Consider the following 16,410-nt stretch of genomic DNA (forward strand, 5'->3'; position numbering starts at 1 on the left):
GGGTCTCCTCCCAGGCTAGACCGGCTCGACAAAACCGGCCATGAAGGTCTTGGTTGTATTCTCCGGAAACGCTATCGTGACCTGGTCTCCCGCCACCGACAGCACGGTGCCGATGTCGAACTTGGCCACCTTGACCTGGCTGCCCACTTCGATCTGCGGGCCGGCCGCCGGCGGCGCCGGCATGGCGAAGGTCTCGCCGGGATCAAAGGCCGCCTGCGGCGGCGCCAGGCAATTATCGCACTGGCAGCAGCGCTCGAAGCCGGGCGTCTCGTCGCCGAAATAGTCGAGCAGCAGCTTCCAGCGGCAGTAGCCGCTTTGCGCATAGCCCACCATTTGCTCCAGCGCCTCGCGGTCGCGCTCCTGCTTGTCGGCGTAGACTCCGGCCAGGCGCTCGAACTGCGCGGCGGAGGGCTCGCCCGCCGCGGGCTGCCACGCCAGGCGGCGGTTCTGTTTCAGCAGCTTGCCGTCCTTGAGCAGCTTGAGGCAGACCTGCAGCATGGCCGGCGCGGCCTCGCCCAGTTCGGCCTTGAGCGCGTCGAAGGCGAAGGGGCCGCCGGCCGCCAGCTTGCAGGCGGCGTCGTACACCGTCCGCAGTTCGTTGGCCTCCGGGTAGTGCTTGACCAGGAAAAACTGCTGCAGGCGCTTGTCGGCCTGCAGGTAAAGCAGCGTGCAGTTGGCGATCTGCCCGTCGCGTCCCGCGCGGCCGGACTCCTGGTAGTAGGCTTCCAGATTGGCCGGCACCTGCAGATGCAGCACGAAGCGCACGTCGGCCTTGTCTATGCCATGCCGAAAGCGTTGGTGGCCACCATCACGCGGCGCGCGCCGTTCATGAACAGCTCCTGGCTGTCCCTGCGCTGCTGCGCGGGCAGCTTGCCGTGGTACAGCGCCACGCTTTCGCCCGCCGCCTCCAGCAGCGCGTACATCTCCTCGGCTGCCTTGACCGTGGCCGCGTACACAATGCCCACGCCGGTTTCGCTGCGGACCCGCTCCAGCGCCTGGGCGCGCTTCTCGTCCGGGTTGGTGCTCTGCACCACCTGGTAGTGCAGATTGGGGCGGTAGATGCCGGTGTTGATCACGTTCAGGTCCGCCACGCCCAGCTGCTGCCCGATGTCCGCCACCACGTCGCCGGTGGCGGTGGCGGTCAGCGCCAGCACCGGCGGGCGGCCCAGCGCCGCCACCGCCGCGCCTATGCCCAGGTAGGCGGGGCGGAAGTCATGGCCCCACTGGGAAATGCAGTGCGCCTCGTCGATCACCAGCAGGTCCACCTGGCTGGCCTGCAGCAGCGCCAGGAACTCCGGCATGGCCAGCCGCTCCGGCGTGCAGAAGATAATGCCGCTGCTGTTGAGCTGCGCGGCGCGGATGCCGATCTCCTCCAGCTTTTCCAGCTGGTCCTGCATCAGCGAAATCAGCGGCGACACCACCACCGTGGCGCCCGGCAGTATGGAGGCGGGAATCTGGTAGCACAGCGATTTGCCGCTGCCGGTGGGCATGATGGCCAGCGTGTTGCGCCCCGCCAGCACGCTGTCGATCACCTGGCGCTGGCCCGGACGCAGGCTTTCCACGCCGAATACACGGCGCAGCAAGCCGCCGATCAGGCGCGTGCGCGCCGTCGCCTCCTTCGCTACGCGCCGCTGTGCCGCCGCGCTCTTGTCGCTGCTTGCCATGGTGTCCGCCTCGCTTCATCGCTACTGTAGTTAGAGCTAATGTAAGCGGCGGATGGGGAGGACGCCATAGGACGCCGCCTACAGCAGCCGTAGGAGGGCCGCTAGGTATTGTTCAGCGCGGCCTGGAGTTCGGCCAGGTCGTAGGGCTTGCGCAGCACGCCGGCCGGGAATTCCAGCTGGGACAGCGCTTCCTTGCCGTAGCCGGTGGAAAAGATGATGCGGGTGGGCTGGCCCGCCGCGAGCATGCGCCGCGCCAGGTCGATGCCGGACATGCCGGGCAGGCTGATGTCGGTAAACAGGATGTCGAAGCGCTCGGCCTCCAGCAGCGCCCAGGCCTGCTCGCCGTCGCACACGCCGCTGACATGGTGGCCCAGCATGCCGATCAGCTCGCACACCATTTGCTGCGAATCGAGATTGTCCTCCACCACCAGGATGCGCAGCGCGCCGCCGCTGCCGGGAACGAATGCCGGTATGGTGCCGCTTGCGGCTGCCGCCGGTCCGCCGCCCGGCTCCAGCTTGCGGCCGCGCGCCAGCTTTTCCTGGCTGCGGTTGTTGAACACGTGGCGCAGCTTGCGCGCCAGGTCGTCGCGCCGGTAGGGTTTGCTCAGCAGTTCCAGGCCGGCGTCCACCCGGCCGCCGTGCACGATGGCGCTGCGCGGATAGCCGGACGTGAACAGCACCGCCAGTTCCGGCTGGATGGCGCGCGCGGCGCGCGCCAGGTCCGGGCTGCGCAGGGCGCCCGGCATCACCACGTCGGTAAACAGCAGGTCGACCGGCTCGCGCTCGATCACCGCCAGCGCCTGCTCGCCGTTTTCGGCCTGCAGCACGCGGTAGCCCAGGCCGCCCAGCATGTCCAGCACCACCGCGCGCACGCCGGGGTCGTCCTCCACCACCAGCACGGTCTCGCTGCCGCCGCTGGCCGGCCCGCCCAGGCCGGGCAGCTCCTGGCTCTCCTCCGCGCAGGAGCGCGGCAGGTAGATCTTGACGCTGGTGCCCTCGCCCGGCTCGCTGGCGATCTTGATATGGCCCCGGCTCTGCTTGACGAAGCCATACGCCATCGACAGGCCCAGGCCGGTGCCCTCGCCTTCCGGCTTGGTGGTGAAGAAAGGCTCGAAGGCGCGCTGCAGCACGTCGGGCGGCATGCCGCAGCCGGTGTCGCTCACGGACAGCATCACGTACTGGCCGGACGGCACGTCGAGCAGGTTGTGCACGTAGTACTCGTCCAGCACGGCGTTGCTGATCTCGATGGTGAGCTTGCCGCCGCCGCGCATGGCGTCGCGCGCGTTGATGGCCAGGTTCAGCACCACGTTTTCAATCTGCCCCGGGTCCACCAGCGTGTTCCACAAATCGCTGCCGACGATGGTGGCCACCTCCACCGGCTCGCCCAGCGTGCGGCGCAGCAGCTCGCCCATATTGCCGACCAGGCGGCCCAGGTTGGCCACCACCGGCTGCAGCGGCTGGCGCCGCGCGAACGCTAGCAGCTGCGAGGACAGCTTGGCGCCGCGCTCGACCGCCGCAATCGCCATGGCCAGGCGCTGGCGCGCGGCGCCGTCGGCCGGCGCGTCCTGCTGCAGCAGGTGCAGATTGCCGTAGATGATTTGCAGCACATTGTTGAAGTCGTGCGCCACGCCGCCGGTCAGCTGGCCCACCGCTTCCATCTTCTGCGACTGGCGCAGCGCGTCCTCGGCCTTGTCGCGCTCGGCGATCTCGCGGCCCACGCGCTGCTCCAGGGTGTCGTTCAGGTCGCGCAGCGCCACTTCGATGCGGCGCCGCTCGGTGATGTCGGTCTTGACCGCGATCAGCGCCTGCGGCTCGCCGTCCTCGTCCACCAGCCGGCTCATGCTGCTGGAAATCCAGACCCAGTCGCCGTCCGGCTTCAGGTAGCGCTTTTCCAGCGTGAACGGCACGCCGTCTGCCAGCAGGCGCGCCACCCGCGCGCGGTTCTCGTCCATGTCCAGCGGGTGGATGATGTCGTCCATGTGCAGGCCCAGCAGTTCCTCCTCGCCGCGCCCCAGCATCTGGCACAGCGCGCCGTTGACGCGGCGGAAGCGCCCGCTCAGGTCCAGCTCTGACAGGCCCACCGAGGCCTGGCCGAAGATGGCGGCCAGACGGTCCTGGCTGGCGCGCAGGGCCTGCTCCATCTGCTCGCGCGGCCGGCCCCAGGCGGCGGCGCTGACGGTGCACAGCACGCCGCCCACCTCGGCCCCGCCGTCGCGCACCGGCGTGTAGTCCAGGTCGAACCAGACCTGCTCGGGCATGCCGTTGCGCAGCACCGTCATCGGCGCTTCGCGCACGCGGCGCAGCTCGCCACGGAAGCCGGTTTCCAGCATCTCGCGGTTCCAGTCCCACAGTTCGGGCCAGCCGCCTTCCACCGTGGCGCCCAGGATGCGCGGATGGCGCGCGCCGGCGATGCCGGCATAGGCGTCGTTGTAGATCATCACGTGCGCCGGCCCCCACATCAGCACCATGGCGACCGGGGTGTTGAGCAGGATGTCGACCGTGGTGCGCAGCGCCGGCGACCACTGCGCCATCGGTCCCAGGGCGGTGGCGGCCCAGTCGAACTCGCGCACCAGGCGCCCCGTGTCGCCGCCGCCCTGCGGCGCATAGCACTGCGGCGGCAGCGGCTGGAGCTGGTGGCTGAGAGAATTCATTCGGACTGCTGCTCCTGTTCCTGTGTTGGCTATGGTGGCGACGGTGGCCACGGTGGCTATGTCAAACTGTACCGCAATATCGGCGCCGCGTGCGCGCGATCACGGGGAATCACAATCCGGCAAATCCGGCCAGACCGGCGTAAGATACTGCCCTCAGCCATTTTTTTACCTGCCATCATGACTTTTACCCTTAGCGACGCCGCCTACGGCACCGACACCCCGGAAGCCAAACAGGCCATGTACGCCGATCTGCGCTCCCAGCTGCAAGGCCTGCTGGCCGGCGAGACCGACGTGATCGCCAATACCGCCAACTTCAGTTCGCTGGTGTTCAACACCATGCCGGGCCTGAACTGGGCCGGCTTCTACTTCCTCAAGGGCGACGAACTGGTGCTGGGACCGTTCCAGGGCAAGCCGGCCTGCATCCGCATCAAAAAAGGACGCGGCGTCTGCGGCAGCACCGTGGAAAAAGGCGAGCCCATCCTGGTTCCGGACGTGCACGCCTTCCCCGGCCACATCGCCTGCGACGTCAACTCGCGCTCCGAGCTGGTGGTGCCGGTGTTCGCCGGCGGCGCCATCCACGGCGTGTTCGACCTCGACAGCCCGCTGCCGAACCGTTTCGACGAAGTCGATTCCGAAGGCATCCAGTCCCTGGTGCGCTTGCTCGAAGCCACCCTGCCCGCCTAAGCCCGCGCTCTCCCGGACGCATGCGGATTGATACTGCGCATGCGCCCGCCTGCTTCCTCTGGACTTCCACGCCCACGCTGCTAACGTGATTTGTGGAGGTGCCGTCATGCTCAATTTCCAACCAGACCAGCCCACCGCATCAGCCTACGACGATGATTTCGTCCTGTGGCTGGATGCCCAGGTGGAGCTCCTGCGCGCAGGCCGCTACGAACTTCTCGACAAGGACAACCTTCTCGACGAGCTGAACGCCATGACCAGACACGAACGCCGCAGCCTGCGCAGCCGGCTGGAAAAGATCGTCATGCACATGCTGAAAATCGATTTCCAGCCGGCACGCCGAACGCGCAGCTGGAGCAGCAGCATCCGGGAGCAGCGGCGCCAGATTGCCTTCCTCCTGGAAGACAGCCCCAGCCTGCAGCATGAATTGCGAACCAGCATGGACGGTGCATACCATGCCGCCGTCTACGAAGCGGCGAAGCAGACCGGCCTGCCTGCCTCGGCGTTCCCCCCCGCCTGCCCCTACTCGCTGGACCAGATCCTCCACGGCGAGGCCTGGGCTTAGACCAGCAGCGCCGCGCTCATCGAGCGCGCTTCCTCGGCCGATTCCAGCAGGATGTCGTCGATCAAGGCGTTGCCGGCCAGGTAGGCGTCCAGCGCCGCGCCGCGCGCCAGCACGGCGTCGTCGGCCAGCGCCAGCGGCGAGCGCAAGGGGGCCAGCCGCTTGGCCAGCAGCAGCGTGTCGCGCAGGCCGCCCGGCGGAATCGACACGGCGCCGCCGCGCAGCGAGGCGATCGCCACCGCCACCGGCTCCGGCACCATGAGCTTGCCGAGCAGCTCGCGCGTGACGATCTCGTGCAGCGCGCCCATGCGCGCGTCCGGGTCGTCCAGCAGCCCCGGCATGTCGTCGGCGCGCGACAGTAGATAGAAACCGCCTACTTCGTGCATGATGCCGGCGAACAGCGCCGTGTCGGGGTCCACCCGCGTCAGCTTGCGCGCCAGCACATGGGACAGCGCGGCCACGTGGGCGCTGTGCTGCCACAGCCGCTCGGCCTGGTAGCGCAGCTGCGGCTGGCGGATGCGCGCGCCGAACTGGCGCACCACCATGGCTGCCGCCAGCGAATACAGATTGCGGTAGCCCACCCGCAGCACCGCGCCGCGCGCGCTGGTCACCACCGGCCCACCCAGGCGGCTGAATACCGCCGAATTGGCCAGCGCCACTGCGCGCGCCGCCAGCACCGGCTCGGCCAGCACTTTGCGGATCGCGTCCTCCACATGGCAATCAGGATCGGCCAGCGCCTGCTGCAATTGCAAAGCCGCATTCACGCTGGTGGGGAACACCAGCTGGCCGCGCCGTGCCTCGGCAACAATCTGCGCATAGTCTCTCAGTTTTTCCATGCATAAAATTATACAGCCGCCTTTCGCACAGAGCCGCTCCGTAGAATTGCGTGCGTGCTATATTTTGATCCTATGAGAAAGCTATTCCTCATCCTGACATGGCTAGGCGCCAGCATCATGTCCGGATATTGCCGTGCCGAAACTATCACGGTCTACACCAGCGCCAATTTTGCGCCGCTGGTAGTAGGTGAGGACAGCGGCGTCTACCACGATATGGTGGACTATCTGAACCGGCAAAAGCTGCCCGGACTGAATTTCAAACTGAATTATCTGCCGCGCAAGCGGCTGCAGCTGATGGTGGAGGAAAACCGTCTGGACGGCATTGTGATCGGCATGATGCCGCACTGGTTCGACGACACGGCCCAGCAAAAATACCTGTGGACCACGCCCTTCGCCCTGGACCGTTTTGTGGTGGTGACGCGGGCCGACTCGGGCCTGAAGCCGCTGGTGTCCGCCTCCATGGCGGGCCGCTCGGTGGGTTTGGTGCTGGGCTACGTCTACCCGGACCTGGATGACTGGATACAGCGCGTGGGCCTGGTGCGCAGCGACGGCATCGGCGAGGAAGCCAACCTGGAAAAGCTGCGCATGGGGCGCGTGGACTGCGTGGCGGCGGCCGAGTCGGTGGTGCGCTACTACATGCGGACGCACGCGGCCGGCACCACCTTCCTGCTGACCGAACTGCCGGCCCGGCAAACCGAGCGCCGCTTCCTGGTGCCGCACGCGAAAGCGGCGGTGTACCGCCAGCTGGCGCCGGTCATCCGCAAGCTCAAGGATGATCCGGCGTGGCAGCGCATCGCGGCCAAATACAACTAAGTCAACCAAGCCGGCTTAGCGCTGGACGGCGGCCAGGATCACGTCGGCAACCTGTTTCGGCTGCGACACCATCGGCACGTGGCTGGTCTGCACGGTGGTGGTGACGGCGTTGATCTTCTTGGCGAAGTCGCGCTGCAGGCCCGGATCGATCATGCGGTCCTTGCCGGCCACGATGTAGTAGTTGACCTTGTTCTTCCAGGCGGCAACCGTGACCGGCTCGGCGAAGTTTTTGGCCGGGAACAGGCCCTGGGTGGCGGCCAGCACCTTGGTGGTGGCGGCGGGCAGGTCCTGCGCGAAGTTGGCAGCGAAGGACGCGGCGGGCAGGCTCAGGTAGCCGGCCGGGCCTTCCTGCAGCGTCGGCACGCCGGCCGGCAGCGGATAATTCTTGCCCACCGAACCCAGCGACTCGCCTTCCGACGGCGCAAACGCTGCTACATACACCAGCGCCTTGATCTTGTCGCTGGTGCCGGCCTGGGTGATCACGGCGCCGCCCCACGAATGGCCCACCAGCACCACTTTGCCGGTCTGCGCGTCGATCACGCGCTGCGCGGCTTCCACGTCGTCCGCCAGCGAAGACAGCGGATTCTGCACCGACACCACCTTCACGCCCTTGGCTTGCAGCAGCGGGATCACCTTGTCCCAGCTGGAACCGTCGGCGAAGGCGCCGTGCACCAGCACCACCGTGGTGTCGCCTGCGGCGGTTTCAGCGCGGGCCGGCGCAGCGGCGAAAGTGGACAGGATGGCGGCGGACAGGACAGCGGAAGCCAGCAGGACAGGTTTGATCGAGGTTTTCATGATGAAGCTCCAAGTTATATTGTGCGTTAATAGTTAGTGCGCTATGCTTGTTATGGCTGCTTGCCCGTGTCCGGTGCTGCCATGGATCGAACTATAGCGCACAATTCATTAGCGTGCAAATTATTTTAACGAAATCTGTTTGCGCAAGCGCACCTCGTCGCGGCGCGGCAAGGCGTAGACTGAAATCCTGCAGCAAAGGAGGTGCACCATGCTCGATTTCAATGACGAAACACAGGCGGCGCCAGCCTACGAGGACGACTTCGTGGTGTGGCTTGATGCGCAGGCGGAGTTCTTGCAGGACGGCCGGCTTGAACTTCTGGATAGGGACAATCTGATCGATGAGCTCACAGCCATGGCAAATCGTCACCGCGACAAAGTGCAGAGCCGGATGGAAGTGCTGCTGGCCCACCTGCTCAAGTGCCAGTTCCAGCCGGATCACATGACGCGCAGCTGGCAGTCCACCTTGCTGGAGCAGCGGCACAAAATCAAACGGCTCATCGCGCACAGCCCCAGCCTGCGCCATGTCGTGACGGAGAAAATGAACTATTGCTACCAGTACGCCCGGCGCATGGCGGCCACGGAAACCGGCCTGCCGCTCGATCACTTTCCTCAGCAATCGCCTTACAGCGCCGAGCAGATGCTGGACGAGGACTTGCTGCCCTAGACGGTGTCCAGCAGCGTGTACTCCACGCAGCCGTCCTGGCGGCAGAAGCTGACCAGCTTGAGCCCGGCCGGCCCGGCGATGTCGATGGCCAGCGAGCTGGGCGCGGAAATGGTGGCCAGCATGGGAATGCCCATGCGCGTCGCCTTGCGCGCCAGCTCGTAGCTGGCGCGGCTGGACATGAATACAAAGCCCTCGCGCATGTCCGCTCCCTGCAGGGCCAGCCGGCCGATCAGCTTGTCCAGCGCGTTGTGCCGGCCCACGTCCTCGCACACGTGCACGATGCCGCCGTCCGGCGCGCACCAGGCAGCGGCATGTACGCCGCCCGTGGCCCGCATCAGCGCCTGGTGCCGGCCCAGTTCACGCGCGGCCGCCGCCACTGCTGGCGCAACATCGCGGCCAAGCCAGGGCGCCGCCACCTGCTCGGGCGCCAGGTCCAGCATGGCCAGGCTCTCGATGCCGCACACGCCGCAGCCGCTGCGTCCCGCCATGGCGCGGCGCTTCTCCTTCATCTGCATAAAGCACTGCTGCGCCACCTCCAGCGCCACTTCGTAGCCCGCGCCATGCCGCTGCACCTCGATCTCGTAAATGTCCGAACGCGCGCCGACCACGCCCTCGGTCAGCACAAAGCCGGCGGCGAATTCCTCCAGGCTTGCGGGCGTGGCCATCATCACGGCGTAGGAAATACCGTTGATCACCAGCGCCACCGGCGCCTCCTGCGCCACGCTGTCGGTGCCGGGGCCGCTGCTGCCGGCCCGCCGGCGCAGCACCGGCCGCGCCTCGCAGCCGCTTTCCGCCGCCGTCGCTGTTGCGGCGCCTGGGGAAGTTTCTGTCAACATGGTGCGTCTCCTGATATCAATCGATGCGGAAGCCCGCATCCGGTTGCAGCGCCGCCGGCATGGGCACGCCGTACTGCTCGCACACGGAGCGCTCGATCTGGCGCGTGAGCGCATTCAGCGCCAGGCAGTTGGGCGCCGTGCCGAAAGGCTCGGCCACCTGCTCGGCAATCGCCTCCAGCGCAAAAAAAGTGTAGGCCACGAATACGGTGATCAGCGGCGTGGCCACGCCGATCGCATCGACCAGGCCGAACGGCAGCAGGAAGCAGTACAGGTAGACCGTGCGGTGCAGCAGCACGCCATAGCCGTAAGGGATGGGCGTGGAGCTGATGCGCTCGCAGGCGCCGACCGCCGCACCCAGCGCATTGACCTGCCGGTCCAGCACCATCAGCACCTCGCCACGGGCCGGCGGTCGCAGCGCGGCCTGCACCAGCATCTGGCGCACCGCGTCCAGCAGCGCCACCGGCAGGAAGCTGCGCCCGCGCAGCAGCGCCAGCTCGGGCGCATCGAGCAGGCCGGCCAGTTCCGGCATGGGATCGGTGCCGCGCAGCTGGTGCTTGAGCGCGTACACCACCGCGATCAGCCGGCGCTGGAACAGCGCCTGGTTGAGCGCCGCCGGCTGCGCCGCAAAGCAGCTGATGGCCTGCGAGGTCAGCGCGCGCGCGGCGATCAGCAGCTGGCCCCAGCACAGCCGCGCCTCGGTAAAGCGCTGGTAGCTGGCGTTGTTGCGGAAAGCCAGGAAGATGGCCAGGCTCACGCCCAGCAGCGGGAAGGCTGCCGTGTCGAGCGGCAGCTTGGCGCCGGCGATGCGGCCGCCCGTCTCCAGCGCCACCGTGCTGACGAACAGCATCAGCAGCAGCTGCGGCAGGATGGCCGGCAGCACCGAGCCGCGCCACACGAACAGCAGGCGCAGCCAGTTGACGGGGGGACGGACTATCATGGCACCAGCTCCTGGATCTCAATACATGCCTCCATGGTAAGCGCGGCGGCTGTGGCGGCAGAGGTACAGTCGCTTGCGAACCGGACAGGTACAGTTATCATGCGGGATGCCCCCATCAATCCCGGAACTGCTGCGTACCACCGCCCTGCCGCTGCTGCTCATGCTGGCCGCAGGCGCCGATGCCTGCAGCATCCGGCTCGGCTATACCACGCAGCATGCGCCGCCCTACTACCTCGGCTCGGAGACGGTGCCCAAGGCGCCGGGCGCCATGGTGGAGCTGCTGCAGGAGATGGCGGCCAAAAGCGGCTGCACCATCGAGCCCCTGCGGCTGCCGACCGCGCGCCTGCTGGGCGCCGTGAGCGGCGGCCGGATCGACGCCGTCGTCATGACCACCCCGCCGGCCGACCTGCAGCAGATCGCCCTGCCCCTGGACAGCCGGGGCAAGCCCGACCCCAGCCGCGGCCTGCCGCAGTTCACCATGATCTACGTGCGCACCGCCGACCGCGCCGCCGCCAGCCGGGATACGGCCGCCTACCTGCGCGGCCGCCGCGTGGGCGTCACGCACGGCGTATCGTTCGCGGCCGAGCTGCGCGAAGCCGGCATGGAAATCGACGACGGCGCGGCCAACGCCCGCCGCAATTTCGACAAGCTGCGCCTGAGCCGGATAGACGCGGTCGCCGTGTCGCTGAACACGCCCGGCGACATGGACGACCTGCTGGCCCGGGAATTCGGCGGCCAGCTGGTCCGCCTGGACCGCCCCTTCCGCACCCGCGCCCTCTGGCTCATGGTCAACCGGACCTACTACAACGCGAACAAGCCTGCGGTGGAGAATATGTGGACCTGGCTGGGCGACAACGGCAGCAAGCGCCTGCACGTCCTGCTCAGGAAATACGACGCGGCCCGCTGAAAAGCCGGCACCACCGCAACCTTTGAGCAAACGCACGCCGCGTCCACGCGTAAAGGCGTAGGCTGGACTTTCAGCGGGACTTTGCTGCCGTGAAGTGTAAAGGAGGTGCACCATGCTGGACTTCAAGGATGAACCCAACCCTTCGCCAGTATACGAAAAAGACTTCGTCATCTGGCTAAAAGCGCAAGCCGATTTTTTACGCTCAGGCCGCCTGGAGCTGCTGGACAGCGAAAACCTCATCGACGAGCTCACATCTATGGCCAATCGAGAACGCCGCGAACTGAACCATCGGGTGGAAGTACTGATCGTCCACCTGCTCAAATGCCAATTCCAGCCAGACCACAAGACCCACAGCTGGGAAAACACAGTAGACGAGCAGCGCAGGCAAGTCAAATCGATACTGGAGGATAGCCCCAGCTTGCGGAATGTGCTTTCCAGTAAGCTGGAAAGTTGCTACCAGCATGCCCTGCGGCTGGCGGCCCGCGAAACCGTTCTACCGGCGAAGGCATTTCCCCAGCACTTGCCATACACACTGGAACAGCTGCTCGATGACGATTTTCTGCCCTGAAGACTAAGGAAACTCAGCGCATTGTTGTGAAAGCGGTAAAATGTCGGCCTTATCGCGCCGTTACGCGCAGCCACATCGAACCACGAAACAATGACCACCATCCCTAGCGAAATCAACGCCGCCGCCGTCAAGAACAGCCCTGCTGAAAAAGTCACGCCCATGATGCAGCAATACCTGCGCATCAAGGCGGAATACCCGTCCATGCTGGTGTTCTACCGCATGGGCGACTTTTACGAGCTGTTCCACGAAGATGCCGAGAAGGCCTCGCGCGTGCTGGGCATTACGCTGACGGCGCGCGGCTCGTCCAACGGCGTGCCGATCAAGATGGCGGGCGTGCCCTTCCATTCGCTGGAAGGCTACCTGGCCAAGCTGGTCAAGATAGGCGAGTCGTGCGCGATCTGCGAACAGATCGGCGATCCGGCCACCAGCAAGGGCCCGGTCGAGCGCAAGGTGATGCGCGTGGTGACGCCCGGCACGCTGACCGATTCGGACCTGCTGCCGGAGAAGGCCGAGCGTCCCCTGCTGGCGCTGTGCATGATCAGCCAGCGCAAGGTGGCAACGGCCGGCCTGGCGTGGCTGTCTCTGGCCAGCGGCGCGCTGAAGCTGATGGAGTTCTCGGGCGACAGCCGCACTGTGGCGATCCGCATGCAGCAGGAACTGGAGCGCATCTCGCCGGCCGAGATCCTGCGCGGCGACGACGCCGAGCTGTTCGAGGAAGCCTTCAGCTGCCACGTGAACCGCGTGCCCGAGTGGCACTTCGACGTGGTGAGCGGCCACAAGGCGCTGCTGGACCAGCTGAGCGTGGCCACGCTGACCGGCTTCGGCGCGGACAACCTGGGCGCGGCCTTCGGCGCGGCCGGCGCGCTGCTGCGCTATGCCCAGTCGACGCAGGGACGCGGCCTGCAGCACGTGCGCAGCCTGTCGACCGAGACCGAATCCGAATTCATCGGCCTGGATGCGGCCACGCGCCGCAACCTGGAGCTGACCGAAACCATACGCGGCCAGGAATCGCCCACCCTGTTCTCGCTGCTGGACCACTGCCGCACCGCCATGGGCTCGCGCCTGCTGCGCTACTGGCTGCACCACGCCAAGCGCGACCAGGGCGTGGCGCGCTCGCGCCACCAGGCCATCGCGGCGCTGGCGCAAAGCGACACCACCGGCGTGCTGTCGCAAACGCTGGCGCAGGTGCCGGACATTGAACGCATCACCACGCGCATCGCGCTGCTGTCGGCGCGCCCGCGCGACCTGGCCAGCCTGCGCGACGGCCTGAAGCAGCTGCCCATGCTGCGCCACGCGATGGAACGCAGCATCGGCCAGGACACCGGCACTCTGCTGGCCTCCATCCACCACGCGCTGGCCACGCCGGACAATTGCCTGGACTTGCTGACCCGCGCCGTGATGGAAGAACCGGCCACCATGGTGCGCGACGGCGGCGTGATCGCGCGCGGCTTCGACGCGGACCTGGACGAGCTGCGCGGCCTGTCCGAAAACGCGGGCCAGTACCTGGTGGACCTGGAAACGCGCGAACGCGCGCGCACCGGCATCGCCAACCTGCGGGTGGAATACAACAAGGTGCACGGTTTCTACATCGAAGTGACCAACGGCCAGGCCAACAAGGTGCCGGACGACTACCGCCGCCGCCAGACGCTGAAGAACTGCGAGCGCTACATCACGCCGGAACTGAAAGCCTTCGAGGACAAGGCGCTGTCGGCGCAGGACCGCGCGCTGGCGCGCGAAAAGATCCTGTACGACCAGCTGCTGGCCGACCTGGCGCCCTTCATCGGCTCCCTGCAGACCATCGCGCAGGCGCTGGCCCAGGCCGACACGCTGACCGCGCTCACCACCCATGCGCTGCGCCACAACTGGTGCGCGCCGGAACTGGTGGCCGAGCCGTGCATCAATATCGTGGAAGGCCGCCACCCGGTCGTGGAAGGCCAGATCGAGCGCTTCATCGCCAACGACTGCCGCTTCGTCAACGACCGCCGCCTGCTGCTGATCACCGGCCCCAACATGGGCGGTAAATCGACCTTCATGCGCCAGGTGGCGCTGATCACGCTGCTGGCCTATGTGGGCAGCTACGTGCCGGCCACCAGCGCCGTGATCGGCCCCATCGACCGCGTGTTCACCCGCATCGGCGCCACCGACGACCTGGCCGGCGGCCGCTCGACCTTCATGGTGGAGATGACGGAAGCTGCGGCCATCCTGAACGGCGCCACCGACAACTCGCTGGTGCTGATGGATGAAATCGGCCGCGGCACGTCCACCTTCGACGGCCTGGCGCTGGCCTGGGCCATCGCGCGCCACCTGATCGACACCAGCCGCAGCTTCACGCTGTTCGCCACCCACTACTTCGAACTGACGCAGCTGCCGGAGAGCCATCCCACCGCAGCCAACGTGCACCTGTCGGCCGTGGAGCACAAGGACACCATCGTGTTCCTGCACGCGGTGCAGAGCGGCCCGGCCTCGCAGAGCTACGGCTTGCAGGTGGCGCAGCTGGCCGGCGTGCCGCAGCCTGTCATCAAGGCCGCGCGCAAGCACTTGGCGCGCCTGGAAGCGCAGGCGCTGGACGCCACGCCGCAGCTGGACCTGTTCGCCGCGCCAACGGCGGACGCCAACGACGAGGAAGCGCCGCAGCCGCACGCAATGGCTGCACATGCAGCGCAGGCGGCGCAGCCTGCCGAATCGCCCGCCATGCGCGAGCTGCTCGACGCGCTGGACGGCCTGGACCCGGACGCGCTGACCCCGCGCGAAGCGCTGGAGCGCCTGTACCAGCTCAAGCGCCTGGCGGAGCCCGCGCTGGCATGACGCGCCGCGCCGCCCTGCTGCTGACGGCCTGCCTGGCCGCGTCGCCCGCCTTCGGCGCAGCGGCCAGGACGGGCAGCGCCGCTGCGGGCAAAAGCGCGGCAGGCAAAGCCACGGCTGCCGGCGCAACGGCGAAGGCCCCGCGCGCCTTTGTGTTCAGCACCCTCGGCCATGCATTCAAGGCGGGCGCGGACGAAGCGCTGCTCAAGCGCGCCATCACGGAGGCCAGCCAGGACAAGCCGGCGTTCATCGTCGCCACTGGCATCAAGGCGGCCGGCGAGCCTTGCAGCGACAAGCTGTATGCGCAGCGCAAGGAAATACTGGACGAATCCCCGCGCCCCATCATCGTCTCGCCGGCCGGCACCGACTGGACCGCATGCCGCAATTCGGCTGGACGCTCGAACGCCATCGAACGCCTGAACCGCATCCGCGAAGTTTTCTATCCGAGTAATGAATCGCTGGGCTTGCAGCCGCTGGTGCTGACACGGCTGTCGGCCACGGCCAAGTTCCGCAGCTATGCAGAAAACGCTTATTGGGAACATGGCCCGGTGCTGTTCGCCACGCTGAACCTGCCCGCGCAGAACAACCACTTCCTGCAGGAAGCGGGCCGCAACAGCGAGTTCGAAGACCGGCTGGTAGCCAACCGCGCCTGGCTGCACCGCCTGTTCGCGCTGGCGCAGCGGCGCGGCGTGGAAGGCATCGTGCTGTTCTCGGACGGCGATCCTGGCGCGCATGTTGAGGAAGGCTTCTCGCTGCTGGGCGGCTTCTCGGAAAAGCAGGACGGCTATACGCAGGTGCGCAAGCAGCTGCGCGCGCTGGCGGAGAAATTCAAAGGCAAGGTGCTGCTGGTGGATAACCAGGGCGATGCGAAGACCCCACCGGCCATGACGTGGCGCGGCAACCTGGGGCATCTGGGACTGGGCGTGGAATGGGAAACGGTGCGGGTACAGCCTGGCAGCGCCAACCTGTTCTCGCTGGGCGAGGAAGCGGCGCCGTAACGCCGGCGGGTTACGCGCGCTGCGCTAACCCGCCCTACGCCGATCAATCGTCGATCAATTCGTCGTCTGTAGGGCGGGTTAGCACGCAGTGCGTAACCCGCCAAACTGCTTAATGAATCGGGTGCGAGCGGAACTCGTCGCCTTCATCGCCATCATCTTCGTCGCCATGGTGGTGGCCATGGGCGCCGTGCACATGCTCATGCGCGATTTCTTCGTCGGTAGCGGCGCGGACATCCACCACTTCCAGTTCAAAGCGCAGTGCCATGCCGGCCAGTGGATGGTTGCCGTCCAGGACCACTTTGTCGTCGGCGATTTCGGTCACGGTGAAGATCAGCGCTTCTTCGTCGCCGTCTTCGCCATCCGGCATGCCTTCGAACTGCATGCCCACTTCCAGCGGCTCAGGCAGGCGGTTGCGCGGCTCCACTTTCACCAGGCTGGCGTCGTAGTCGCCGAACGCATCTTCCGGTTCGATCTGGAGGGTGGTGGCGTAGCCGGTTTCTTTGCCGTCCAGCTCTTCTTCGATTTTCGGCAGCGTGTTCTCGTAACCGCCGTGCAGGTAGACCATAGGCTGGCGACCGTCTTCGATCAGGTTGTTCTGTGCGTCGGACAGTTTGTAGTTCACGGTCACGACGGTATTCTTGGCGATCTTCATTATGGCTTTCCTTTCATATTTAAGCTGCCCGAATTATACCGCGT

16 protein-coding genes are annotated in these 16,410 nt (G+C 66.7%); 8 read left to right on the top strand and 8 right to left on the bottom strand.

The window, feature by feature from the left end:
- Positions 1-15: 15 nt before the first annotated feature.
- The 3 genes from KT882_RS30835 to KT882_RS24380 form a co-directional block, all read right to left on the bottom strand.
- Positions 16-765: a RecQ family zinc-binding domain-containing protein gene (locus KT882_RS30835; protein ID WP_321170293.1), complete on the bottom strand. Its 750-nt coding sequence runs from the start codon at positions 763-765 to the stop codon at positions 16-18.
- A gap of 11 nt (positions 766-776) precedes the next feature.
- Positions 777-1,664, bottom strand: a complete 888-nt coding sequence (locus KT882_RS30840) for a RecQ family ATP-dependent DNA helicase (RefSeq protein WP_321170294.1) — start codon at positions 1,662-1,664, stop codon at positions 777-779.
- Between the two features lie 101 nt (positions 1,665-1,765).
- Positions 1,766-4,315, bottom strand: a complete 2,550-nt coding sequence (locus KT882_RS24380) for a hybrid sensor histidine kinase/response regulator (protein ID WP_161072691.1) — start codon at positions 4,313-4,315, stop codon at positions 1,766-1,768.
- 177 nt (positions 4,316-4,492) lie between these two features.
- Here KT882_RS24380 and KT882_RS24385 point away from each other — a divergent pair, with 177 nt between their 5' ends.
- Positions 4,493-4,999: a GAF domain-containing protein gene (locus tag KT882_RS24385; RefSeq protein WP_161072692.1), complete on the top strand. Its 507-nt coding sequence runs from the start codon at positions 4,493-4,495 to the stop codon at positions 4,997-4,999.
- A 106-nt stretch (positions 5,000-5,105) separates the two neighbouring features.
- Positions 5,106-5,561: a DUF29 domain-containing protein gene (locus KT882_RS24390; protein ID WP_228893520.1), complete on the top strand. Its 456-nt coding sequence runs from the start codon at positions 5,106-5,108 to the stop codon at positions 5,559-5,561.
- Here KT882_RS24390 and KT882_RS24395 read toward each other — a convergent pair.
- Positions 5,558-6,394: an HDOD domain-containing protein gene (locus tag KT882_RS24395; protein ID WP_161072694.1), complete on the bottom strand. Its 837-nt coding sequence runs from the start codon at positions 6,392-6,394 to the stop codon at positions 5,558-5,560. The genes KT882_RS24390 and KT882_RS24395 overlap by 4 nt on opposite strands.
- Positions 6,395-6,511: 117 nt before the next feature.
- On the opposite strand from KT882_RS24395, the gene KT882_RS24400 reads away from it, so the two are divergent.
- On the top strand, positions 6,512-7,207 hold the full coding sequence (locus tag KT882_RS24400; RefSeq protein ID WP_228893521.1) for a substrate-binding periplasmic protein: 696 nt from the start codon (positions 6,512-6,514) through the stop codon (positions 7,205-7,207).
- A gap of 15 nt (positions 7,208-7,222) precedes the next feature.
- Here the strand turns inward: KT882_RS24400 and KT882_RS24405 are convergent, their stop codons facing one another.
- Positions 7,223-8,002, bottom strand: coding sequence for an alpha/beta fold hydrolase (locus tag KT882_RS24405; protein ID WP_187358715.1), 780 nt, complete (start codon positions 8,000-8,002; stop codon positions 7,223-7,225).
- Positions 8,003-8,210: 208 nt separating this feature from the next.
- Between KT882_RS24405 and KT882_RS24410 the strand changes: the two genes are divergently transcribed.
- Positions 8,211-8,666, top strand: coding sequence for a DUF29 domain-containing protein (locus tag KT882_RS24410; protein WP_228893522.1), 456 nt, complete (start codon positions 8,211-8,213; stop codon positions 8,664-8,666).
- On the opposite strand, the gene fdhD is transcribed toward KT882_RS24410, so the two are convergent.
- The gene (fdhD, locus tag KT882_RS24415; RefSeq protein WP_228893523.1) at positions 8,663-9,502 is read right to left on the bottom strand and encodes a formate dehydrogenase accessory sulfurtransferase FdhD; all 840 of its coding nucleotides are present in this window, start codon (positions 9,500-9,502) and stop codon (positions 8,663-8,665) included. The two genes, KT882_RS24410 and fdhD, sit on opposite strands and share 4 nt — an antisense overlap.
- Before the next feature lie 16 nt (positions 9,503-9,518).
- Entirely contained in the window at positions 9,519-10,439 is a 921-nt protein-coding gene (locus KT882_RS24420) for a bestrophin family protein (RefSeq protein ID WP_161072699.1), read from the bottom strand.
- Positions 10,440-10,545: 106 nt separating this feature from the next.
- Here KT882_RS24420 and KT882_RS24425 point away from each other — a divergent pair, with 106 nt between their 5' ends.
- The 4 genes from KT882_RS24425 (at position 10,546) to KT882_RS24440 (ending at position 15,714) form a co-directional block, all read left to right on the top strand.
- Positions 10,546-11,346: a substrate-binding periplasmic protein gene (locus tag KT882_RS24425; protein ID WP_161072700.1), complete on the top strand. Its 801-nt coding sequence runs from the start codon at positions 10,546-10,548 to the stop codon at positions 11,344-11,346.
- Positions 11,347-11,458: 112 nt separating this feature from the next.
- Positions 11,459-11,914, top strand: coding sequence for a DUF29 domain-containing protein (locus KT882_RS24430; protein WP_228893524.1), 456 nt, complete (start codon positions 11,459-11,461; stop codon positions 11,912-11,914).
- A 90-nt stretch (positions 11,915-12,004) separates the two neighbouring features.
- A complete protein-coding gene (gene mutS, locus KT882_RS24435) occupies positions 12,005-14,719 on the top strand; it encodes a DNA mismatch repair protein MutS (protein ID WP_228893525.1) in 2,715 nt (904 codons plus the stop codon).
- Entirely contained in the window at positions 14,716-15,714 is a 999-nt protein-coding gene (locus tag KT882_RS24440) for a hypothetical protein (protein ID WP_228893526.1), read from the top strand. The genes mutS and KT882_RS24440 overlap by 4 nt, the downstream gene beginning before the upstream one ends.
- A 109-nt stretch (positions 15,715-15,823) precedes the next feature.
- On the opposite strand, the gene KT882_RS24445 is transcribed toward KT882_RS24440, so the two are convergent.
- A complete protein-coding gene (locus KT882_RS24445; protein ID WP_161072703.1) occupies positions 15,824-16,366 on the bottom strand; it encodes an FKBP-type peptidyl-prolyl cis-trans isomerase in 543 nt (180 codons plus the stop codon).
- Positions 16,367-16,410 lie beyond the last annotated feature (44 nt).

Origin of the sequence: Pseudoduganella aquatica, from assembly GCF_020865585.1 — a bacterium.
Classification (GTDB): Bacteria; Pseudomonadota; Gammaproteobacteria; order Burkholderiales; family Burkholderiaceae_D; genus Rugamonas; species Rugamonas aquatica_A.